The following is a 22,349-nucleotide window of genomic DNA, read 5'->3' on the forward strand; positions in this document are numbered from 1 at the left end:
CCCCGCGCCCGGGCCGCCGACCCCCCGGGCCCGGGGGGTGGCGGCATCCCCCCCCCCCTGGCCGGCCGGGCGGCGAGCCTGGCGCGGTCCCGGTCGCGTGGCCGACGGCGTCGAGCGGCTGGCCGGTCGGCCCGTGACATGATGGCGCCCATGGGGAAACAGCAGGACGTCGGCGGGCCCGACCGTCACAGTGGGTCGGACGCCGCCGCGGACGGTGCGACGGGTGGCAGCGTCGACGCGCGGCTCGCCGTCGCGCAGGACCCCACCACGGCACAGATGACGCTCATCGACCTGGCGTCCGATCCGTCGGCCGTGGTCCGCAAGGCCGTCGCGACCCGCGCCGACGCGCCCGCGCAGGCGTTGCGACCGCTGACCCGCGACCATGATCGTAATGTCCGCGAGGCCGTGGCGAGGAACCCCTCGACCTCGATCGGTAATCTCCTGCTGCTGGTCAAGGACGCCGACCGATGGGTCCGCTGGGCGGTCGCCGGCAACCCGGCCTGCAACGAGTCGGTCCGCCGGGTGATGGCGGAGGCTCCCGACAAGGAGCTTCGCGGCCTCCTCGCGGAGACGCGCGACCTGGAGCCCGAGCTGGCCGCGCGGTTGGCCGACGACGTCTCACCCGAGGTGCGGGAACGTCTCGCCACCCACACCCACCACCCCGATGTGATCACCGCACTGCTGGCCGACCGCACCGCCCGCGTACGCAAGGGGCTCGCCCGGAACCCGCGGACCACCGCCGCCCAGCGCAGCGCGCTCGCCCAGGATCCCGTGGTGGACGTCCGCGCCGCGTTGGTGCTCGCGGTCGAGCTGGACGAGGCGGATCTGCGACGCCTGGTCGACGACCGCTCGGTGCAGGTGCGGATGGCGTTGGCGACGTCGGAGCTGGTTCCGCCGCACATCCGGCAGGCGCTGGAGAGTGATCCCGACGAGATGGTCGCCGGCGCGGCGCGGGACTTCCGCCCCGGGGCGGGAAACGCCCAGGTGGTACGCGCTCCGCGCATCGGTCACCGGGCCGGCGGAACCGGCCGGGGTCGGCCCGGCGGCGCCCGGCGCTGAGGCCGGCGGAGCCGCCACCCACCGCGCGTCCCGACGCACTGCACGACCCCCGCGGCTGCCCCGGAGGCGCCGAGGCGCGGCTGCTGTCACCCTATGGACGATTTCTGCAAAAATCTGGACTTTTGAATCGTGCTGGATGCCCAAATAGGAGCATAATATTGAACCCGGGGCCGTTCACACGAGGTGACGGTTGACGGTCGCGACGCATTCAGTCTTATGAGCACCGTGTCTCACCGGTGGGTCGATGGTGATCAACCCGCAGACGCACTACGGTAGGCCGTCGCTTCATGTGTTCGCCTGGCGCGCACACGATTACCTAAGGAAGACTCATGACAACCGCACCCATGCGTCAGGACGAGCCCCCGGTGTCGCTCGGCAGGGTTCTCGAGGAGCCGCTGGACCGACTCTCCGCCGCGGACACCTCGCCGATCGTGCGCCGGGTGATGGCGGCTCACCTCGATCAGACCAGGGTCCCCGTGGCGAAGTTCTCGTCGTTCATCTGATCCGCGATGTCCCCCGGGCCGGCCCGTGCGGCGCTGACCGAGTTCGTCCTCAAGGTCCACTCCAGGTGTGATCTGGCGTGTGACCACTGCTACGTCTACGAACACGCCGACCAGAGCTGGCGTCGGCGCCCGACGTGGATGACGCCCGAGGTGCTGCGGGCCGCGGCGGACCGGATCGCCGAACACGCCACCGCGCACCGCCTGTCGAGCGTCTCCGTCGTTCTCCACGGCGGGGAACCGCTTTTGCTGGGTCCCGAGCGGATGCGCCGGACCGTCGCCGATCTCCGGCGCGTCATCGACCCGGTCACCCGGCTGCGGATCGGCATGCAGACCAACGGGGTGCTGCTCTCCGAACGGTTCTGCGACCTGCTCGCCGAATACGACGTCGCGGTCGGCGTCTCGCTGGACGGCGCTCGCGCCGCCAACGACCTGCATCGGAGGTTCCGGAACGGGGCCAGCAGTTACGACCAGGTGCTGCGGGCCCTCGCCCTGCTCCGCCGCCCGGCCTACCGACGGCTCTGGTCCGGCCTGCTGTGCACGGTGGACGTCCGCAACGACCCGGTCGGAGTGTACGAGTCGCTGCTCGCCCAGGAACCGCCCCGGATCGACTTCCTGCTTCCCCACGCCACCTGGGACGCCCCGCCGTGGCGGCCGGGGACCGGCGGCACCGCGTACGCCGACTGGCTCCGCGCCGTCTACGACCGCTGGCGCGCCGACGGCCGTCCGGTTCCGGTGCGCCTCTTCGACTCGCTCCTGTCCACCGCCCGGGGCGGCCCCAGCGGCACCGAGTGGCTCGGTCTCGACCCGATCGACCTGGCCGTGGTCGAGACGGACGGCGAGTGGGAGCAGGCGGACTCGCTCAAGACCGCGTACGACGGCGCGCCGGCCACCGGCATGACCGTCTTCTCCCACCCGGTCGACGACGTCGCCGCCAGCCCGGAACTGGCTCGCCGCCGCTCGGGCCGCGCCGGGCTCAGCGGTGAGTGCCGGCGGTGCGCGGTGGTCGACCAGTGCGGCGGCGGCCTCTTCGCCCACCGGTACGGCGCCGGGCACTTCGACCATCCGAGCGTCTACTGCGCCGATCTGAAGGAACTGGTCGTGCACGTGAACGAGAACCTGCCGGCGCCCGTGCCGGTGCGGCTCGACGCCGACCTGTCCGACGGCCTCGTCGACCGCGTCGCGGCCTCCACCGGTGACGGTGACGGGGACGCCATCCGCCAGCTCGTCGAGGCGCAGACCGCCATCGTCCGCGCGCTGCTGCGCGAGGTGGCCGGCGGCCTGCCCGACGGGGGACTCGGAGCGGACGGCTGGGCCGCGCTGACCGAACTCGACCGGCGCGCGCCGGGATCCGTCGCCCGCGTCGCGGCGCACCCGTACGTGCGCACGTGGGCGGTCGACTGCCTGGCCGGCACGGGCACCGGCGCCCGGCACGGGCCCGGCTACCTGGGCGCGATCGCCGCCGCCGTCGCGAGCGACGCCGGCGTGCCGGTACGCGTGACGGTGCCGGTACGGGCCGGCCGCCTGCACCTGCCGACCGTCGGCACCGTGCTGCTGCCCGAGGTCGGCGACGGCACGGCGCAGGTCGACGTCGGCCCGGGCTCCCTGAAGGTGAGCGCCGGGGACGTGACGGTGGCGGTCCGCACCGACGCGGGCGAGGACACGCCCCGGTGGCAGCCGACCCGGACCCTGGTCGCGGACGACATGACGGTGCTGCTGGAGGACGGGGATCCGCACCGGGACTGCCACCGGCTGCCCGTCGGTGAGCGGCTGGACGACGCGGGCGCCACCCGCTGGGCCGCCACCTTCGCGGCGGCCTGGGGGATCGTCACGGACGAGGTGCCGGGCCACGCCGAGGAACTGCGGGCCGGCCTGCGGGCCCTGGTGCCGTTGCGGCGCAGCGGCGACGGCGTGAGCGAGGCATCGACCGGGCGGCAGGCATTCGGCGGTGTCGCGGCGACGGAGACGGACGCCGGGTCCCTGGCGGTGCTGCTCGTGCACGAGTTCCAGCACAGCAAGATGAACGCCCTGCTCGACATCTGCGACCTGGTCGACCGCACCCGGACGACCGACATCGTGGTCGGCTGGCGGCCCGACCCGCGCCCCGTGGAGGCCGTCCTGCACGGCATCTACGCGCACGCGGCGGTCGCCGACATCTGGCGGATCCGCGCCGACCGCCAGCTCGACGGGGCGCAGGCCGTCTACCGGCGCTACCGCGACTGGACGGCCGAGGCGATCGGTGCCCTCGAAACGGCGGACGCGCTCACCCCGGCGGGCTCGCGGCTGCTCCGGCTGGTCGCCCGATCGATGGCCGGGTGGCCGTCGTGACCACCGCCGTCTGGACCGGACACCGGCTGGGTACCCTCACCGCCGAGCTGCGCTCGCTGGGGCTCGGCCCCGGCGACGTCGTGCTCGTGCACTGCGCGATGCGCGCCGTCGGGCCGGTCGTCGGTGGCGTGGACACCCTGGCCGAGGCGCTCCGCGCGGTCGTCGGGCCGACGGGCACCGTCGTGGTGCCGGCACAGACCCCCGACAACTCGGTCAGCAGCGCGGCGTACCGTGCCGCGACCGCCGGGATGACCGACGACGAGCGCCGGGCCTACGAGGAGCGGATGCCCGGCTTCGACCCGGCCGTCACGCCGTCGTTCGGGGTGGGCGCGCTCGCCGAACACGTACGCCGGCTGCCCGGGGCGGTGCGCAGCCGGCACCCGCAGACGTCGTTCAGCGCGTGGGGCCCTCGGGCGGAGGCGCTGATGCGCGTCCACGACCTCGACTCCCACCTCGGCGACCGGTCTCCGTTGGCCGCGCTGGAGGCCGTCGGCGCCTGGACCCTCCTGCTCGGCGTCGGTTACCCGGCGTGCACCGCGTTGCACCTGGCCGAGTACCGGTTGAGCCGGCCGCCGGTGTGCCGTCCCTACCGCTGCTACGTGCTGCGCGACGGTCGCCGGGAACGGGTGGACTTCCACGCCCCGCACCTGGACGCGGCCCCGTTCGCCGCGATCGGCGAGGAACTCGACCGGGCGGACTTCACCCGCCACGCGACGGTCGGGGACGCCATCGCCCGCCTGCTGCCGATACCCGCGGCGGTACGTACCGCGGTCACCTGGATGGACCACCACGCCGTACGGTGAGGCCCTGGTCACCGGCGGGCAACATCTCTACTCTGATCGATACACTCCACATCGTGTCGACTGGAGAGCAGCGCGTGATCATTACCGGTTGGCGGTCGGACGCTCTTTCCGCGCTGAACGGGTCGTGTCGACGTGAGTCATGAGAGGCCCGTCCTCGCCGGCGCACGATACTTCTTCCTGAGCTACGTCCCCCCGCCGACGCACAACGACCGCACTCTCGGCGACCACTGGGTCCGCCGCTTCTACCACGATCTCAACCTGGCGATCGACGGGCGACCGGGCGCCCGGCTGCGCCGGCGGGGTTTCGCCGACTTCACCGTGCGTCCCTCGGAGGACCGGACGGAACAGAAACGCATGGCGCTCGCCGAGGCCGAGGTGTTCGTCCCGCTGTACTCACCGGACTACCTCAACCGGGACGACTCGCGCCGGGACCGGGAGTGGTTCCGGCAACGGTTGCTGCGGGCCGGTCGTCCGGCCGACGGGGACAACATCCTCCCGGTCCTGTGGACGCCGTCGCCCGCGGCCGTCCACGCGCCCGACCAGGCCCGGGCGCTGGCGATGGCCGCGGACGTGGACGCCTACGCCGTCAACGGCATGAGCGCGCTCTGCCGGCTGCAGATCTTCCAGAACGCCTACAAGGAGGTCCTGGAGCGGCTGGCCCAGCACATCGTCGACACCGCGGAGCAGACCCCGCTGCAACCGGCCGAGCCGCCGTCCGGGCCGACCGACATGCCGGCGTCCCCGACCAGCGAGGTGCCCTTCCGGGCCGTGGTCATCGCCCCCGGGCAGCCGCCGGGCCCGGGTCGGCTCAACGGGCGATCCGACACGCACGCCGGTCGGTGGCGGCCGTTCCGCGACCGGCCACCGGTCGTCGACGACGTGACCGACGCGGTCCAGCGGCTGCGGATGCCGATCGACGTCCGGGACTTCGTGCCGGACGCCGGCCTGTTCGAGGGCTGTCCGGGCGTCCTCATGGTCGACCCACGGGTGGTCGAGACCGAGGACGGCACGGAGGCCGTCCGCGCGGCCGTCGACTGCCTGCACAGCTGGGTGGGCGTCGTGGTGATCGTCGACGACTCCGTCCCCGACCGCCGCTTCCACGGCACGGTGCTGCTCGATCGGGCGGTGGCGCTGTTCCCGGCGACGGCACGCCCGCTGACGGTCACGACGTACGACGACTGGCGCGCCGGGATCCACGGCCTCGTCGACCGGATGCGACGCCGCTACCTGGACGCGAGGCCGGCCTACCCGCCGCCGGGACGGCCGATCAGCAAGCCCCGGCTCTGGGAGAGCCCGCCGCCCGACGAAGGAGTGGACAATTGACCCGAGGCGAGGGACAGGTCGTCACCTTCTATTCCTACAAGGGCGGTACCGGCCGGACCATGGCGCTGGCCAATGTCGCCTGGATCCTCGCCGCCAACGGCAAGCGGGTCCTGGCTGTCGACTGGGATCTCGAGTCTCCCGGGCTGTCGCGCTTCTTCGCGCCGTTCATCGACCGCGACGCGCTGGAGAGCACCGGCGGCGTGATCGACCTGATCCGGGAGTACGAGTGGGCGACCACCACCAAGCAGGACAAGGGCGACGAGCGCTGGCACGAGCAGTACGCCCGCGTGCACAAGTACTCGTTCTCGCTGAACTGGTCCAACTTCCCGGGTGACGGGACCCTCGACTTCCTCTCCGCCGGCCAGCAGAACAACGACTACGCCGGCGCGCTGGCCGGGATGAACTGGGACGAGTTCTACGAGCGGCAGGGCGGCGGCCACTTCTTCGACGCCCTGCGCGCCGACATGAAGCGCAACTACGACTACGTCCTGATCGACAGCCGCACCGGTTTCTCCGACGTCGCCGACATCTGCACCATCCAGCTGCCGGACGTGCTCGTCACCTGTTTCACCCTCAGCGAGCAGGGCATCACGGGGGCGGCGAAGGTGGCCCGGCTGGTCGAGCACCGCTACGGCTCCCGGCGCATCCGCGTACTGCCCGTGCCGATGCGGATCGATCCCGCGGAGAAGGTCAAGGCTGACACCGGGCGGACCGTGGCCCGCCAGCGCTTCAGCGGCCTGCCGAGCGGACTGGGCGAGGCCGCACGCGACCGGTACTGGGCCCGGATGCAGGTGCCCTACCAGGCGTTCTACGCGTACGAGGAACTGCTGGCCACCTTCGCCGACCAGCCCGGCGTCAACGGCTCGCTGCTGTCGGCGTACGAGGTCCTGGTCGGTGAGATCACCGGGGGCGAGGTGGAGTCGCTGCCCCCGATGAGCAGCGCCGTACGCGACCGGATCAACGCCCGGTTCACCCGCACCTCCACCTCGGTGGAGAACGAGATCCTGCTCCGGCACGCCCCCTACGACCGGGTGTGGGCGGAGTGGATCGGCCACCTGCTCGTCTCGGCCGACATCCGGGTGACCGACCCGTGGTTCGCCGACGACGAGGCGCCCCGCACGGCCCGGGAGCTGATCATCGTCTCCGAGGCCAACGCCACCGAGGAGGCCGTGCTCGCCGCGCCGGACCGGTCGCCCGACCAGGTGCCGCTGGTCGTCTACGTGGCGGACGTCCGGCGGCTCGCGGACGTCCCGGCGGCGCACACCGTCTCGGTGGCCGGGTTGGAGGCCCGCACGGCGGCGGTCCGGATCCTCCGCCTCGTCGGCCGGGAGGGAGCGTCGGCCGACATCGAGCTGCCGACCGCGCCCCGGTTCCCCGGCCGCGACAACACCGCCTTCGAGGTGCCGGGCCGCAACAAGCGCTTCACCGGCCGGGAGGACGACCTGCGGGAGCTGCGTACGCTGCTGCGCAGCAGCCCCAAGGTGGTGTTGGCCGGCACCGGCCCGGTGGCGTTGCAGGGCATGGGTGGCATCGGCAAGAGCCAACTGGCGCTGGAGTACGCCCACCGCTACCGCGCCGCCTACGACATGGTGTGGTGGATCGACGCCGATCAGGTGCCCTTCATCGAGTCCGCGATCGGCGACCTGGCGCCCTACCTGGGCGTGTCCTCGTCGGACTCCAACCGGGAGAACGCCCGGCTGGTGCTTCAGGCGTTGCGTCACACCGAGCTCCGGTGGCTGCTCATCATGGACAACGCAGACGAGGTCGAGGGCGTTCTGCCATACGTGCCGGACGGCAAGGGCCACGTGCTGATCACGTCGCGGAACCTGCAGTGGGTCGAGCGGGCCACCACCGTGCAGGTCGACGTGTTCAAGCGGGCGGAGAGCATCCAGCACCTCACCGGTCGGGTGCCGAACGTGCGGGCCGACCAGGCCGACAGGATCGCCTCCCTGCTGGGTGACCTGCCGATCGCGGTCACCGCCGCGGCGGCCTGGCTGGCCGACACCGGCCACTCCGTCGACAGCTACCTCGCCGAGATCGCCCGCTTCGGTCCGGGCGCGGTGATGGAGCCGCACAGCAACGTCTCGGTGGAGGCCACCTGGGAACTCTCCCTCAACCACCTGCGGACCAGGAACCCGGCGGCCTACCGGGTGCTGCAACTCTGCTCGGTGTTCGCGCCGGAGATCTCGGCCGACCTGGTCTACAGCGACGAGTTCGCCGAGGCGCTGGTCCCGTTCCATCCCCAGGCCAAGGAACGGCTGGTCCGCCAGCAGTTGGTGCAGCAGGCGAACCGGCTCGCCCTGGTCCGGGTCGACCTGCGGGCCGAGTTCCCGTCGGGCGGCGAGCGGGGCCGGGGCGGACTGGTGCTCATGCACCGCCTGCTGCAGCACGCCGTCCGGTCCCGGATGACGGAGCAGGAACTCGACGAGGCGCGCCGCCAGGTCCACCTGGTGCTGGCCGCCGCCCGGCCGGAGGGCGAGGTCGACGACCCCGAGGGGTGGCCCCGGTTCCGGGTCATCTGGCCGCACCTGGAGGCGTCGAAGGCGTCGCTGAGCCGGAAGGTGGAGGTGCGGGCCCTGATGATCGACCGGGTCCGCTACCTGCAGTTGCGGGGCGACCTGGAGACCGGCCGCAACCTCGGGGAGGAGGTCGCCCGGACCTGGGAGCAGATGCTGGCGGAGGAGACCGACGCGCGGGAGCGGGAGGACCTGCGCCGGCAGTTGCTGCACCTGCAGTTCAACCTCGCCAACATCCTCGCCTTCCTCGGGCAGTTCACGCGGTCCCGGACGCTCGACGAGCAGGTGCTCACGGCCCAGCGGGAACTGCTCGGCGAGGACCACCCGCACACCCTCATGACCGCCGGCGGGCTGGCGCGCGACCTGCGCGGCATGGGCATGTACAGCGAGGCGCTGCGCCTCGACGAGATCACCTTCAACGCCTGGAAGCGCAACTTCACCGAGGAGCACCCGCGTACCCTCGCCGCCCTCAACAACCTCGCCAGCACCCAACGCCTGATGGGCGACTTCCGGGAGGCCCGCAAGAACGACGAGATGGTGCTGGCCGGACGCCGCGCCATCCTGGGGGAGAGCCACCCGGACACGCTCGCCTCCTCCGCCTACGTCGGCATCGACATGCGCGACGCCGGCGACTACGAGCAGTCGATCGCCCGGCTGAGGAGCGTCCACCGGGACCTGCTGCACACGGCGGGGGCCGAGCATCTGATAACCCTGCGTACGCAGACGAACCTGGCGGTGTCGCTGCGGGCGGCCGGGCACGCGGTCGAGGCGGGCAAGCTCCTCGAGGCCGCCTACGAGCTGCTGACCGAGCGGTTCGGGCCGGACAATCCCGAGACCCTGACCTGCCGGCTCAGCCTGTCGATCAACCTGCTCACCGTCGACCTCTTCCAACGCGCCAGCCGGGAACTCACCGAGGTGCACCGCATCTACCAGCGCAATCTCGGCCCCGAGCACCCGTTGACCCTGGTCTGCCTGGTCAACCTGGCCATGGTCGCCCGCCGCGCCGGCGACCTCGCCGAGGCCCGGCAGCTCGCCGGCAGGTCGGCGGACGCGCTCGCCGCCGTACTGGGCGGCGACCACCCGTACGTGCTCTCCGGCGCGATGAACCTGGGCATCTGCATCGCCGAGCAGCCGGACCCGCCGGAGGGCCGGGAGGCGGCCGACCGGGAGGCGCTGAGCCTGCTGCGTCACGCCTACGACGGCCTCGCCCGCACGCTCGGTCGGGACAACCCCAACGCGCTGCGCTGCCGGGCGAACCTGGTGCTGATGCAGGAGCGGACGCAGTCCGGCCGGCGGGCAGAGGTCGAGGCGGTCACCCGCGACCTCGCCTACCGGCTGGGCGAGAACCACCCGGCGGTCGAGGCCGTGCGCCAGAACCGGCTCCAACGGCGCATCATCGACCCGCATCCGATCTGAGCGGGGCCCGCTGTGACGGGCGGGTCAGCCAGGCGAGCGTCTCCGGCAGCACCTCGACCGCGCCGAAGTGCGCGCTGCGTCGCTGCACGTGCAGCTGCGCGCCGGGAATCTGCTCGGCCAGCCACCGGGTGTGACTGGCCGGGGCGAAGTTGTCGTCGGCGCCGTGCCACAGCCGCACCGGCATCCGGATCTGCGCCAGCGTGATGCCCCAGTCGGCGCGCAGCGCGAGGACGTCGTCGATCCAGCCGTCCGGCCCTCGACGCAGCGCCTCGGCGTAGGCGTCGGTCAGTTGCCGGCGGATCGGCACGCCGGCCACCACCCGGCGGTCGGCCTCGGTCATCTGCTCGACCAGCAGCGCGAGCAGCGAACCGGGGTCGTCGATCGTCCGTTCGGCCCGCAGGCGCAACTGCTCGGCGAGGACCAGCACGTCGTGTTCGGCGGTGCCGTAGTCGCGGACGTTGGCCTGCGTCATGCCGCCGAACCAGTCCAGCCCGGCCGCGCCGGCCGGGGCGAGGCCGACCAGGACCGCGGTGCGTCGTACCCGCTCCGGCAGCAGGGCCGCGCAGGCCAGGCTGTGCGGGCCGCCACCGGAGCGGCCGACCACCGAGAACTCGTCGATGCCCAGGTCGTCCGCGATGGCCGCGACGTCGGCGGCGGCGTCGGCGACCCGGCGACCCGGCGACCGGCTGGAACCGCCGTAGCCGGGCCGGTCGTAGGAGATCAGCCGGACGCCGAGCCGGTAGAGCACACTCGAGCGCGGTCGCGGCCCGTTGCGGCTGCCCGGCGTGCCGTGCATCAGGAACACCGGCCAGCCGCGCTCGGCGCCGGCGATGTCGACGGCCAGGGTCCTCCTTCCGGCTCGGACGATGTGCTCGCGGTGCGTGGGCGGTGGGGACAATCGGGGCCTCCGGACGGGTGGTGACGGCTCGGGTGGCACCCCCGGCCGAGCGTGTGGTCAGACCGGGTCGGCGGTCGGGGCCTGGTCGGTCGCCGCCAGGGCGCGCAGCGTGTCGAGAGCGCCCGTCAACGTGACCCTCGCGGGCACCCGGCCGTGCGCCCGCAGGTAGTCGAGGAGCAGCCGGCAGAGGCCCGTCTCGTCGAGGAACTCGTCCGGCAGCCGGTGGGCGAGCAGGTCGGCCATCGTCCTGGGCGGGATCTTCCGCCACGCGAGGTCGGCGTACTCGCTCAACGCCATCAACAGCCACAGCGCGGTGCGGTTGTCGACGCGTGCGGCGGCGAACTGCTCGGCCATCTCGGCCGAGACGACGCCGTCCTCCAGGGGCAGCTCGGCGAGTCGTCCCTCGATGTCGGCGAGCACCGCCCGCACCCGGGGCACGTACCGCCGCGGCAGCCGGTCGAGCCCGTGCCGGAGGATGAGCGCGTGCAGCACGGCGTGGTCATCCGGCGTGCCGATCGAATCGAGCAGCTCGGGAAACTCGTCGATCAGGTACGGGCACGAGATGATCAGCTCGGGTGGCGCGGTCACGGACCTGGGCAGCCGGGTCAGCGCCACCCGGGTCAGCCCGCAGACCACCTCGCGGGGCAACTGCGCGCCGTCCTCGGCGAGGCACTCCAGCAACACGGTGGCACTCGTCCTGGACACCGCCTCCGGACACTCGACGGCACGATCCCACAGCCGCCGATAGCTCCGCTCGTCGTAGAGGATGAGCTGCGGCAACGACGGCACCGGCCAGCGCCGGGTGGCCAGCGACACCAGGTCGGCGTGGAACGAACCGGCCTCGAAGCTGTCCGGCTGCCGCCCGCGCCACGTCCTCGCGCCGGCCTCCAACTGGCCGTACGTCGTGATGTCGCCGAGCAGCCGGGCCTCCTCGGCGGCCACACTCGCCGTCTCCCCCCGGCGTTCGCGCCGCCGCTCGACGGTGATGCGGCTGTCGGCGTCCCGCCGCAGCCAGCTGATCATGGCCAGTTGGCCCTTCTCGTCCAGACCCGCCCGCCACAGCCTTACCGTGGAGGCCCAGGTCCCGTCGTCCATCAGATCGGTGTACGGCACGCCGTCGCCGCACACCAGCGCGGCCAGCGCGACCAGGTTGGCGGTGTAGGCGGCGAGCAGCCGCACGGGGTCGTACGGGGACGGTCGGTAACCGTCCACCCCCGCCAGGTTGCCCCGCTGTCGTGCCTCGGCCAGCAGCGCGGCGATGGTCTCGACGATGGCGCCGCGCTCCTGCGGATGCCGGGAGCTGAGTTCCTTGGCGAACCCGACCACCGCCTCCCGTTTGACCAGGGGCTGGTGGGAGAGCAGCGCGCGGAACTGGCCGGTGTCCAGCTGGTAGCCGAACCCGGCCGGGGTGCGCGTACGCCGGCGCAGCTCGGTCAGCTCCCGCAGCGACCCGACGACGTACTCGGCGATCAGGAAGTCGCCGATGGTCGCGTGCAGGAACTCGTACGTCCGGCGGGCGTCCTCGCCCTGCAGGTCGTCCGGGCCGTACACCACGAAGAAGGCGGCGGTGACCAACTGCTCCGGGCCGAGCACGTCGCCGAGCTCGAACCGGGAGCCGTCGGCGCCGGAGCCGAAGCAGTCCAGGTCGGCGCGGAGCGCGGCCCGGTTGACCAGCTCCCGGTTGCGGTTGAACATGGCGAACGCGGTGATGGCCAGGTCGCGCCGCAGCCGGTGTTCGCGGGCCTCCCGTTCGTGCTGCCCGAGGGCGCTGGGCGCCTTCTCGCCGATCTGCCGGCGGATGAAGGCGGTGAGCAGGCCGGTGAACAGGTCGGAGCGGGAGATGCCGAGGTCGGGACGCCGGTCGACGCGGTGTTCGTCGTAGTAGATCGCCAGCAGTGTCAGCAGCAGGGGCTGGCGGGCCAGCTCGCCGTGCGACAGCAGGTCCCGCGCCGACAGCCGACGGTAGCCGGAGCGGTCCTCGTTGGCGCCGTTCACGGCCGACACCCAGGTCGTCACCTGCGCGTCGGTGAGGTCCTCGAGACGGACCAGCACCGTGCCCTGGGGCACGCTGGCGCGGTCCATCACCAGCACCCGCGACGTGATGATCGGGATGACCGAGTAGCCCAGGTCCCACTGGGCCTCCTGGAACTCGGCCACGCGCTCGATGTACTGGGAGTGGGAGGTGCCGGTGACCTGGACGAGTTCGTCGAACCCGTCGAAGATCACCACGACGGTGGTGGTGCTGGTGGCCCGGCGCAGGTCCGCCCAGCGGATGCGCTCGTCCATCAGCTGCTCGATCGCGGACTCGATCTGCTCCGTCGGCGACGTGTCACCGGACATCCGGCGCAGCGGTACGACGATCGCGGTGAACCGGTTCGCCGGCAGCCGGGCCGCGATCACCCTGGTCAGCAGCGTCTTGCCGGCACCCGGCTGGCCGAGGAGGAGCAGCGGGCGGTGCAGGCTCGCCGGATCGGTCAGGTAGTCGGAGAGGAAGCCGACGAGGTCTCCGCTGCGCGGCTGCTCCTCCCACCAGCGCTCCCGCTCCGGCGCGGCGTGCTTGCCGTGCTCGGCGACCCGGAAGTCGGGGCTGATGAAGCCACGCTCCACGGTCGGCAGCCGCAGGTGGAAGTCGATGTCCTTGATCCTCAGCAGCGGCTGCCGGAACACCGCGGTCAGCGACCCGGCGAGCCGGTCGAGGGACTCGCGGAGCAGGTCGGGCCGGTCGGCCGGGGCCGGCCCGGCCAGGCCCGCCAGGTTGTGGGACAGCTTCGCCAGCGCGTCCAACCGCTGCGCGACCTCGGTGGTCAGCTTCCGGTTGTCGACCAGGCTGTGCTCGATCGCCTGCCGGATCATCCGGAACCCGAACTCCGGGAGGTCCGCGGCGAGCCGGTCGAAGCGGTCCTCGTAGTGCTCCATGCTGCGGGCGACCACGCGGGACCGCAGCGACGTGAGGTCGAGTCCGCGCCGCACCGCCGGCCAGGCGGCGAGGCCGTCGCAGAAGGCGATGGTGGCGTCGTAGAGGGTGACGTAGGCGATCTTGACGTCACGACGGGTGTCGTCCATGCCGTGGACCGAGGACGGCAGCGGGAAGTATCCGCTGTCGATCTCCTGCGGCAGGGTGTGCTGACGCCGGTCGACCGGCACCATGGCGACCTTCTCCGCGTCGGTCAGTTCCAGCCGGTCGAAGCCCGACCCCACCTCGTCGCGGAATCCGTCGAAGAACGCGGAGAGCGCCAGCACCGTGTGGCTGGCCTCCAACAGCTCGTAGTACGACTTTCCGCCGGAGGAGCGGATGCGGCCGGCCTGATTGCCGGTGGCGTCGCGGACGAGCTGCATGAGCGCGTTCTTCGGGCCGAGCAATGCGAGCGCCGCACCGTGGGAGAGCGCCCCGGCGCCCAGGATTCCCGCGCTGACGACCTTGTCGGTCTCGGTGATGCGCGCGCTGCCCGGAGCCAGCAGTCGTAGCGCATCTCGATAACTGAGGCTCGAACGGCGCGGCATGCCGCCCCTTCCGCTGCTGGCGATCGGATCCATTGAGGATACGGAACTTCAGTGACGGAAAGCCATCGGTTCCTCACCGGTCGGCAACTTGGAGACGATTCGCCGCTCGCTAATGGCATTTATCCCGGTAAATCTGCGAAAAGTGCTGAAGTTGGTCACTCCATGACTGGTCGGAAACATCCGGCCGGCCGCACGCCGGGTGCGTCGGTCGGCCGAGGACCGGGTGAGGGGCGGCGGACGGTGCTGTCAGTGGTTCCCGCCGGCGCCGGTCGAACGCGGCGACCGTTCCGGCGGCTTGCGCAACCACAGCCTGACCCCCGTCGGCAGGCCCGCCGCGCCGAGGAACGCGATCGCCGCCCCGGCCGGCTCAGGCGGCGTAGATGTACTTGTTGTTCCCCACCGCCAGTACGGCCGCCGTGGAGCCGCGGACCCCGCTGTTCAGATTGCGCCAACCGTTGTTGCTGGCCGTCTCGTGCACGTAGCCGCCGGCGACGCTGTAGACCAGCTTCGTCCCGTTGAAGTGCAGCGCGGCCAGGGCCGTGCCCTGTGCGCCGGAGACGCCGGTCCACAGGTTGCGCCAGCCCGCGTTGCTGGCCGCCTCGAAGATCCGGCCGCCGTCGAGGGTGTAGACGATCTTCGTGGTGCCCGCCGCGATCGCCGCCACCGCCGAGCCCGGAATGCCGGTGCTGATGTTGCGCCAGCCGTTCGCGCTGCTCGCCTCGTGCACGTGGCCGCCGACGATGCTGTAGATGTACTTGATCCCGCCGATCTCGATTGCCGCGATCGAGGAGGAGCTCACCCCACTGATGCCCGTGCTGATGTTGCGCCAGCCGTTGCCGCTGCTCGCCTCGTGCACGGCGCCACCGACCACGCTGTAGACGAGCTTCACGCCCTTCCAGTTCAGCGCGGCCAGCGCGGTGCCCTGTGCGCCGGAGACGCCGGTCCACAGGTTGCGCCAGCCCGCGTTGCTGGCCGCCTCGAAGATCCGACCGCCGTCGAGGGTGTAGATGATCTTCGTGGTGCTCACCCCGATCGTCGCCACCGCCGACCCGGTGACCGCGCCCTCGCTGCCGGAGACCGGTAGGGCCCGCCAACCGTTGAAGCTGGGCGCCTCGAACACCTGACGCGACCGTTGGCCCGGATTCTGCGCGATGTAGACCAGCGGGCTGATCCTGGTGCCCGACGGATCGATCATGTGCCAGTGCAGGTGCGGGCCGGTCGAACTACCCGAGCCGGGTGCGCCGGCGGCACCGCCGGACCGCCCCACCACGGTGCCCGCGCCGACGCTGGCGCCGTCGGGGAGCAGGAACTGCGACAGGTGCATGTACTGACTGCGGTAGCCGTCGCCGTGGTGGATCGTGACGGTGTGCCCGCCGGTGCCGTTGTAGGGGATGTTCTGGATGGTGCCCGCGCCGCAGGCGGGCAGCGCCGTGCCCACACCCATGCCGTAGTCGATGCCGCCGAGCGAACCGCGGCGCAGGTGGCCCTCCCAGGTGTCGGTGACCGGGTACGCGGTGAACGGGTTGTAGATCGTCGGCGCGGCGTGCGCGGTTCCGGGGATCAGCACCCCGCCCACGGTCATGGCGCCCGCGCCCCACGCCGCCGCACGCAACACGGCTCGGCGGCTGATGCCCGGTACGGCTTCGTCGCCGCCTCCGCAGCAACCGGATCCGTCGTCCTGGTTCATGGCACTCCCTCGGTGGTCACGGGTCCACGCGTCCACGACCACGGTGGGTCGACGGCGCGTGGTGCTGGTTCTGGTCTGTGGGCGCCCCCGCCCCGGGCGATGCGCGGGTCCCGGTAGACCCGCTCGGATCCTCGTGGACCGCGCGGCGCCGGAGCCGTCGGCCGATCGATCATAGTCAGTGCCATTCCCGGGGCTGACGGCGTGCCGGGCGCCGGTCGTCGCCGACCTCGACCCGACCGCCGACACCGGTGGCTGACGTTCGTCACCGCCCGCCGGTGACGGATCGGGGCGGAGGCGCCACCGGCGCCCGGCCGTCAGGTGTTTGCTATCCACATGAGCTTCCCGTCCCACCGGCAGCGTCGTCGTCGGTCGTCCCGGCGCCTGGTGGCGCGACTGGACGCCGATCGCTACATGCTGCTGATGCTGATCGGTTTCGGCGGCGCGGTCCTCGGCACCCGAGCGTTCCTGGCGCTGACCGGATATCCGCAGGTCGGGGGCGGTACGTTGCACATATCGCACGCCCTGTGGGGCGGGCTGGCGTTGTTCGTCGCCTCGCTCGTCCCGCTGCTGGTCGTCAACCGGGCCGCGCTGCTCTGGGCGGCGCTGCTGGCCGGGATCGGTGCGGGACTCTTCATCGACGAGGTCGGCAAGTTCATCACCGCCGACAACGACTACTTCTTCCCGGCGGCCGCGCCCATCGCCTACGCGGCCTTCCTCATCGCCGTGTGGCTGTACGTGCGCGCCCGGAGCACGCGGGTCGAGGGCACCCGTGCGCAACTGCACGCCGCGCTGGAACTGCTCGGGGAGGCCGTCGACGCGAGACTCGGCGAACGGGACCGGGCGCAGCTGCGCCGCCGCCTCGGCATCGCCGCCGCGAGTCCGGACGGCGACCGGCTGCAACCGCTGGCCGCGGCGCTGCTGGAGCTGACCGGGCCCGGGGTGCTGCCGCCGTACGAGCACCGGTCAGCGCGGATCGCCCGCACGGCGGTCGCCGTGCGGGCGTGGGTCGCCCGGTCGTTGACCCGGGGTCGGCTGCGCGTCGGGCTGGTCGTGGCACTCGGGCTGCTGGGCTTCGCCGCCCTCAGCGACCTCACCACGATCGTCGCCGTCGCTCTCGACCTGCGGGACGGAACCACCGGTGGGGTGCTCACCACCGCCAACGAGTTCGCCCGCGTCGACATCGAGGACCGCCGCGAGGTGCTGCTCCTGCTCGTCCGGGCGCTGCTGGACGCCTGCGTGGGAACGGCGCTCGTCGTGGCCGCCGGACTGCTGCTGCGCGGCGTGGCCCGCCGCGCCGTCGAGATCGCCCGGGCCGGTCTGGTCACCTCGCTGAGCGTGGTGAACCTGCTGGTGTTCTACCTCGACCAGTTCGCCGCCGCCGTCAGCGCGCTCGGTCAGTTGGCGGTCCTGCTCGCGGTGCAGCGCTACCAGCGGCTCTCCGAGCAGCCGGCGGACGCCGACCCCTGCGGCGGCCGCGACGGCGACTGAACGTCAACACCGCGCCGAAGGCGCTGCGGGCAGGTCACCGGGGGCGCGGGCACCGCGGCTCAGCCTCCCGACCGGTACGCCCTCACGGCCTCGCCCATGCGGGTGACGGCCTCGGTGAGGATCGCCGGCGAGGTGGCGAAGTTGAGTCGGACGAAGCCCTCCCCGCCGGTGCCGAAGACGTGCCCGGAGCTGAGGGCGACCCGTGCCCGGTCGAGGAACATCCTCGCCGGCCCGGCGACGTCGCTGACCACGCCGGCGTCGGTCGGCCGCTGCGTGGCGACGCCCAGCCCGGTGCAGTCCAACCAGGCGAGGTAGGTGCCCTCGGGACGGTGGTGCGCGACGGACGGCAGGTGCTGCGCGAGCAGCGTCGCGAGCAGCGTGCGGTTGCCGTCCAGACCGTCGAGGAGGAGGTCGAGCCACGGGCCACCGGCGCGGAACGCGGCGGTGTGTGCGACGACCCCGAGATGGCTGGGCCCGTGGCTGACCTCCTCCGGCATGCGGCGCAGGTCGGCGGCGGCCCGCGGGCCGGCGACCGCGAGCGCCGCCTTGAGGCCGGCGAGGTTCCACGCCTTCGAGGCGGAGGTCAGGGCGAACGCGTTCTCGGCGCCGGCCACCGTGAGGTACGGGGTGAAGTGCGCCCCCGGCAGGACCAGAGGGGCGTGGATCTCGTCGGAGATCACCCGTACGCCGTGTCGGTCGGCCAGTTCGGCGACGGTGCCCAGTTCGTCGCGCCGGTGCACGACGCCGGTGGGATTGTGCGGGTTGCACAGCAGGAACGCCGGCCGGCGACCGCGGGCCCGCGCCTGAGCGAAGGCCTCGTCGAGGGCGGCGGGGTCCATGCGCCGGTCGGGTCCGAGCGGGGCCTCGATCACCTGCCGGTCGGCGTGGGTGACGAAGGCGTAGAAGGGCGGGTAGACGGGGGAGCAGACCACGACCGCGTCGCCGGGGTCGGTGACGAGCCGGAGCACCTCGACGATGCCCATCATCACGTCGGGCACGACGGTGGTGTGGTCGACGCGGAAGTCGTGCCAGCCCCAGCGCCGGGCGGCGAAGTCGCCGAGCGCCTCGGCGTACGCCGTTCCGTGCGGGTAACCGGTGTCGCCGAGGTCGACGGCGCGGCGGAGCGCGTCGGCCACCGGGGGAGCGAGGGGCACGTCCATCTCCGCGACCCAGAGCGGAAGCACGTCCGGCGGGTGCATGCGCCACTTCACGCTGGTGCGCTGGCGGAGCTCCTCGAGCGTGAGCTGGGTGAGCGGGTTGCGGGGCGCCGGGGCGTCGGCGCAGGGGTCGGGGCGGGCCATGCCGCCACCATAGGACGTACGCCGACGCCACGCCCCGGTGTGTCGCGCGGTTCCGGCCCCACCGGTCGGGCCGTCAGGACCTCCCGCCGGCGGCGCCGAGGAGGGCGGCCTGCACCATGCCGGCGTACCCGACGTGACCGGCCCGGTTGGGGTGGTACGACTCGCCCAGGGGGTTCGACGTGCCGTTGAGCCATTCGGCGTCGTCGCAGACGGCGTGGCCGGTGAACGGGCCGCGGGCGTCGAGGAAGGTGAAGCCGTGGGCGACCGCCCGGGCGCGGATGGTCGTGGCGAGCAGGTCGGCGGCGGCGTTCAGCTCGGCCTGCTCACCGGGGGAGATCCTCGCGATGAGGTTGCACTCCTCGCCGTTGAACAGCCTCGGGTAGCCGATCACCGCGACCCGGGCGTTCGGGGCGAGGCTGCGGATGCGGGAGTAGAGCTGGTCCAGCCGGCCCGGAAGGGTGTTGCGGATCAGGTTCTCCGCGTTGTCGATGTGCGACCAGCAGGTGGTGGGCCAGGGCAGTGCGCACTGCAGGATCACCGAGGACCAGCCGATGTCGTTGCCGCCGGCGGTCACCGTGACGTGGTCCGTCGAGGCGTCCAGGCTGCCCAGCTGTCCGTTGAGCACCCCGGAGACCGTCGCGCCGGCGCAGGCCGGGAAGGTGAGGGTGGCGCCGATCCGCGCGGCACTCAGGACGGGGTAGGAGTGCCGGGAACGTTGGCACGAGCCGCTGTCGGAGTAGTACTCCCGGGTGCCGGTGCCCGAGGCGTACGAGTCGCCAAGGGCGGTGTAGGTCGCCGCGGCCGCCCGGGCTGGTGCGGCGGCCAGGCCGACGGTGAGCGCGGAGACCAGGAACAGGGTGGTCGCGGCGCGGGCGGACGCCGCTCGACGGAAGAACGACACGGGCGCTCCCAACATCGAAGAAGATGGATTACAGGTTGGCAGAACCCTGCGTTCCAAGGAAGTAGCCGCGTAGATTTCCTTCAACGCCGTCCCCGGCGGGTCAGTCGCCCCAGGCGTTGGCGTCCAGGAGCATGTCCCAGGTCAGGTAGGGCAGCTCGGGGTGGCGCTGGTGCAGGATCTCGCCGGGCAGGGTGGCGGCCGGGGCCTTGCGGGGGTTCGCCAGCGCCTGCGCCACGATCGCGTCGGTGACGGCCCGGGCGCCGCCGAGACGGGGATGACGGCGGTGCACGCGGTCGGCGTACCCGGGTGGCACCGGGCTGTTGTTGCCCATGAGGTCGATGCTGATTCCCGTCTGGGCGATGCCGATCTCCGGCGGTCGGCGACGCTTAAAGACGGGTGAGTCGCGGAAGCTGCGCGTGGTGTGCATGGCGATCGCGTCCCACACGGTGTCGACCCGGCGGTCGGTGACGCCCCGCTCCTCGAGGAACCGGGCGGCGAAGTCGGCGCCGTCCATCTCGAACCGCTGGTCGGAGTTGGCGCGTGCGGTCAGGCCCATGTCGTGCAGGGCGCAGATCAGGAACACGACCTCCTCGTCGTAGTCGCGGCCGGGCCGCCGACCGGCCTGTGCGGCGGCCTCGCGGGCGAACAGGAAACTACGCAGGCTGTGGTTGCGCAGGTAGGCCTCCTGCGCCTTGCCGATCAGTCGGGCCGCCTCGCGGGCCAGCCAGGTCGACGGGAAGGCCAGGTCGGCGTCCGGCGCGGTGTGGGAGGCGGCCGGGGCGGCGGGCGCCAGCCCGGTGAGCATGCCGGCGCCGGCGGCCAGGCCGGTGCCGAGGGCGGTTCGCCGCGAGAAGGAGGGCGTCACGGGTACCTCATCTTTCGGGTGTCGGGTGTGTGGAGCGGAAGCGTTGGCGGTACTCGGCCGGGGTGATGCCGGTGCCGCGCAGGAACGCGCGGCGCATGCTGTCGTCCGATCCGAAGCCGCAGGCGCGGGCGATGCGAGCCACCCCGTCGTGGGTGGCTTCGAGCAGGGTCTTCGCGGCTTCGACCCGGACCTGCTCGACGTACCGGGTGGGGGTCGTCCCGACCGTCCGGCGGAACAGGCGGGTGAGGTGCCGTTCGCTGACCGACGCGTGCGCCGCCATCGTGGCGAGCGTGTGCGGGGCGGCCGGGTCGGCGGCGACGGCGTCCAGGACCCGGCGCAGCGCGCTGCCGGGGGCGGCCGTGGTGCTGCCCCGGACGGTGAACTGGGACTGACCGCCGGGACGGTGCAGGAAGACCACGAGGTACTTGGCGGTGGTGCGGGCGCGCTCCGGCCCGTGGTCGTCCTCGACCAGCGTCAACGTCAGGTCGATGCCCGCGGTCACGCCGGCCGAGGTGAACAGCGGCCCGTCCCGCACGTAGAGGGCGTCGGGCCGGACGCGGACCGCGGGAAACCGCGACGCGAGGTCGGCGCAGGCCGCCCAGTGCGTGGTGGCCCGGCGGCCGTCGAGCAGGCGCGCCGCCGCGAGCAGGAACGCGCCGGTGCAGATGGCCGCCGTCCGGCGGGCGAGCCCGCTGACGCGGGGGAGTTCGGCGACGAGCGCCGGCGGAGGCTGCGCCGTGGCGAGGGAGAGGCCGGGCACCAGCAGCGTGTCGAACCGGTGCCGCACCTGGTGCAGGGCCAACTCGACGTCGAGGGGCACGCCCACGTCCGTGCGTACCGGGCGGCCGTCCACCGAGGCCAGCCGGACCCGGTAGCCGCCGCTGCCGTGCAACACCTGAACGGGCCCCGCCACGTCGAGCAGCACGACGCCGTCGTGCACCACCACGACCACCTCGCGGATCCGGGCGATCTCCACACGAGCAGTCTGGCCATCCTCTGTGGAGGGCCACAAGGACGGCCAGGCCGCACATCCGGACACGGGCGCCCGCCGGGCCGGCTCACCGGAGCCGGGCCGGACGTCTCGCCGTCAGCCGGCCGGCGGTGGCGCGGCGGCGACGGACCGGGCGGAGGCCGCCTCGGCGAGCGCGGTGCGGAGGATGTCCAGCAGCGGGCCGTCGGGGTGGTCGATCCAGTGCTGGATGGCGACGCGCAGGCAGGCCAGGACGGTCGCCGCCAGGACCCGGGAGCGCAGTGCCCGGTCGGGGCCGGTCAACCGGTGGGCGACGTCGTCGGCGAGTTCGCGCTCGATGGCGGTGTAGGCCGCGACTTGGTGGGCGACGAGGCCGGGGTGGCCGCGTAGCTGCCGGCGGTGGACCAGCCAGGAGGGTGGGGCGTTGCCGTACGCCTCGACGGCGAGGCGCTCGGCGGCCGCGCTCAGCGCGTCCCACGGCGGCGCGTCGGCCGGCTGGCGGCGGACCAGTTCCAGCAGCCGGCGCAGCCGTACGGCGTCACCGTGGAAGACCGCCTCCTCCTTGCTGGAGAAGTAGTTGGAGAACGTCCGGCGCGAGACGTTCGCGGCGTCGGCGACGGCCTCCACCGTGACGCGGTCGAGCCCGTGCTCGATGGCGAGGCGCAGGGCCGCCTCGTGCAGGGCGAGGCGGGTGGCCGCCTTCTTGCGTTCCCGCAGCCCGGTGGTCTCCTCCATGGGCGACAGCCTACGGGGCGGTGATTCAGTTCTCACTGCGCAAACTTGCGCGTTGGGC

The 22,349-nt window shown here is 72.7% G+C and carries 15 protein-coding genes; 7 read left to right on the plus strand and 8 right to left on the minus strand.

What is annotated here, in order from left to right:
• Positions 1 to 150: 150 nt before the first annotated feature.
• From V6U77_RS11980 to fxsT, 6 genes are all read left to right on the plus strand, one after another.
• Positions 151 to 1,059: a hypothetical protein gene (locus V6U77_RS11980; RefSeq protein WP_334606349.1), complete on the plus strand. Its 909-nt coding sequence runs from the start codon at positions 151 to 153 to the stop codon at positions 1,057 to 1,059.
• 329 nt (positions 1,060 to 1,388) lie between these two features.
• Positions 1,389 to 1,562: a hypothetical protein gene (locus V6U77_RS11985; protein WP_334606351.1), complete on the plus strand. Its 174-nt coding sequence runs from the start codon at positions 1,389 to 1,391 to the stop codon at positions 1,560 to 1,562.
• Between the two features lie 6 nt (positions 1,563 to 1,568).
• Positions 1,569 to 3,887, plus strand: coding sequence for an FxsB family cyclophane-forming radical SAM/SPASM peptide maturase (locus V6U77_RS11990; RefSeq protein ID WP_334606352.1), 2,319 nt, complete (start codon positions 1,569 to 1,571; stop codon positions 3,885 to 3,887).
• Positions 3,884 to 4,690, plus strand: a complete 807-nt coding sequence (locus tag V6U77_RS11995) for an aminoglycoside N(3)-acetyltransferase (RefSeq protein WP_334606353.1) — start codon at positions 3,884 to 3,886, stop codon at positions 4,688 to 4,690. Before V6U77_RS11990 ends, V6U77_RS11995 begins: the two co-directional genes overlap by 4 nt.
• A gap of 132 nt (positions 4,691 to 4,822) precedes the next feature.
• Positions 4,823 to 6,013 (plus strand): TIR-like protein FxsC, encoded by a 1,191-nt coding sequence (locus tag V6U77_RS12000; RefSeq protein ID WP_334606354.1) that lies wholly within the window; start codon positions 4,823 to 4,825, stop codon positions 6,011 to 6,013.
• On the plus strand, positions 6,010 to 9,945 hold the full coding sequence (gene fxsT / locus V6U77_RS12005) for an FxSxx-COOH system tetratricopeptide repeat protein (protein ID WP_334606355.1): 3,936 nt from the start codon (positions 6,010 to 6,012) through the stop codon (positions 9,943 to 9,945). The genes V6U77_RS12000 and fxsT overlap by 4 nt, the downstream gene beginning before the upstream one ends.
• Here fxsT and V6U77_RS12010 read toward each other — a convergent pair.
• The 3 genes from V6U77_RS12010 to V6U77_RS12020 all read right to left on the minus strand — a co-directional run bounded on the left by V6U77_RS12010 (position 9,923) and on the right by V6U77_RS12020 (position 16,031).
• The gene (locus V6U77_RS12010; RefSeq protein WP_334606356.1) at positions 9,923 to 10,843 is read right to left on the minus strand and encodes an alpha/beta fold hydrolase; all 921 of its coding nucleotides are present in this window, start codon (positions 10,841 to 10,843) and stop codon (positions 9,923 to 9,925) included. The two genes, fxsT and V6U77_RS12010, sit on opposite strands and share 23 nt — an antisense overlap.
• 57 nt (positions 10,844 to 10,900) lie before the next feature.
• Positions 10,901 to 14,344 carry an NACHT domain-containing protein gene (locus V6U77_RS12015; RefSeq protein ID WP_334606357.1) on the minus strand — a complete coding sequence of 1,148 codons (3,444 nt, stop codon included), beginning with the start codon at positions 14,342 to 14,344 and terminating at the stop codon, positions 10,901 to 10,903.
• 367 nt (positions 14,345 to 14,711) lie between these two features.
• The gene (locus V6U77_RS12020; protein WP_334606358.1) at positions 14,712 to 16,031 is read right to left on the minus strand and encodes a M23 family metallopeptidase; all 1,320 of its coding nucleotides are present in this window, start codon (positions 16,029 to 16,031) and stop codon (positions 14,712 to 14,714) included.
• A gap of 333 nt (positions 16,032 to 16,364) precedes the next feature.
• Between V6U77_RS12020 and V6U77_RS12025 the strand changes: the two genes are divergently transcribed.
• Positions 16,365 to 17,519 (plus strand): hypothetical protein, encoded by a 1,155-nt coding sequence (locus tag V6U77_RS12025; protein ID WP_334606359.1) that lies wholly within the window; start codon positions 16,365 to 16,367, stop codon positions 17,517 to 17,519.
• A 59-nt stretch (positions 17,520 to 17,578) separates the two neighbouring features.
• Here the strand turns inward: V6U77_RS12025 and V6U77_RS12030 are convergent, their stop codons facing one another.
• The 5 genes from V6U77_RS12030 to V6U77_RS12050 all read right to left on the minus strand — a co-directional run bounded on the left by V6U77_RS12030 (position 17,579) and on the right by V6U77_RS12050 (position 22,291).
• The gene (locus V6U77_RS12030; RefSeq protein WP_334606360.1) at positions 17,579 to 18,820 is read right to left on the minus strand and encodes a MalY/PatB family protein; all 1,242 of its coding nucleotides are present in this window, start codon (positions 18,818 to 18,820) and stop codon (positions 17,579 to 17,581) included.
• A gap of 73 nt (positions 18,821 to 18,893) precedes the next feature.
• Positions 18,894 to 19,721, minus strand: a complete 828-nt coding sequence (locus tag V6U77_RS12035) for an SGNH/GDSL hydrolase family protein (protein ID WP_334606361.1) — start codon at positions 19,719 to 19,721, stop codon at positions 18,894 to 18,896.
• 100 nt (positions 19,722 to 19,821) lie between these two features.
• The gene (locus tag V6U77_RS12040) at positions 19,822 to 20,586 is read right to left on the minus strand and encodes an HD domain-containing protein (protein WP_334606362.1); all 765 of its coding nucleotides are present in this window, start codon (positions 20,584 to 20,586) and stop codon (positions 19,822 to 19,824) included.
• Between the two features lie 7 nt (positions 20,587 to 20,593).
• Positions 20,594 to 21,562 carry a GlxA family transcriptional regulator gene (locus tag V6U77_RS12045; RefSeq protein ID WP_334606363.1) on the minus strand — a complete coding sequence of 323 codons (969 nt, stop codon included), beginning with the start codon at positions 21,560 to 21,562 and terminating at the stop codon, positions 20,594 to 20,596.
• Positions 21,563 to 21,673: 111 nt separating this feature from the next.
• Positions 21,674 to 22,291, minus strand: coding sequence for a TetR/AcrR family transcriptional regulator (locus V6U77_RS12050; protein ID WP_334606364.1), 618 nt, complete (start codon positions 22,289 to 22,291; stop codon positions 21,674 to 21,676).
• Positions 22,292 to 22,349: the final 58 nt, after the last annotated feature.

Origin of the sequence: Micromonospora sp. CPCC 205546 (assembly GCF_036902715.1) — a bacterium.
In the GTDB taxonomy this organism is placed as follows: Bacteria; Actinomycetota; Actinomycetes; order Mycobacteriales; family Micromonosporaceae; genus Micromonospora.

What these genes read in the sequence shown, in the direction of transcription:
- V6U77_RS11980 (WP_334606349.1), top strand. Translation starts at nt 151, where the DNA reads ATGGGGAAACAGCAGGACGTCGGCGGGCCCGACCGTCACAGTGGGTCG.
- V6U77_RS11985 (WP_334606351.1), top strand. Translation starts at nt 1,389, where the DNA reads ATGACAACCGCACCCATGCGTCAGGACGAGCCCCCGGTGTCGCTCGGC.
- V6U77_RS11990 (WP_334606352.1), top strand. Translation starts at nt 1,569, where the DNA reads ATGTCCCCCGGGCCGGCCCGTGCGGCGCTGACCGAGTTCGTCCTCAAG.
- V6U77_RS12015 (WP_334606357.1), bottom strand. Translation starts at nt 14,344, where the DNA reads ATGCCGCGCCGTTCGAGCCTCAGTTATCGAGATGCGCTACGACTGCTG.
- V6U77_RS12020 (WP_334606358.1), bottom strand. Translation starts at nt 16,031, where the DNA reads ATGAACCAGGACGACGGATCCGGTTGCTGCGGAGGCGGCGACGAAGCC.
- V6U77_RS12025 (WP_334606359.1), top strand. Translation starts at nt 16,365, where the DNA reads ATGAGCTTCCCGTCCCACCGGCAGCGTCGTCGTCGGTCGTCCCGGCGC.
- V6U77_RS12030 (WP_334606360.1), bottom strand. Translation starts at nt 18,820, where the DNA reads ATGGCCCGCCCCGACCCCTGCGCCGACGCCCCGGCGCCCCGCAACCCG.
- V6U77_RS12050 (WP_334606364.1), bottom strand. Translation starts at nt 22,291, where the DNA reads ATGGAGGAGACCACCGGGCTGCGGGAACGCAAGAAGGCGGCCACCCGC.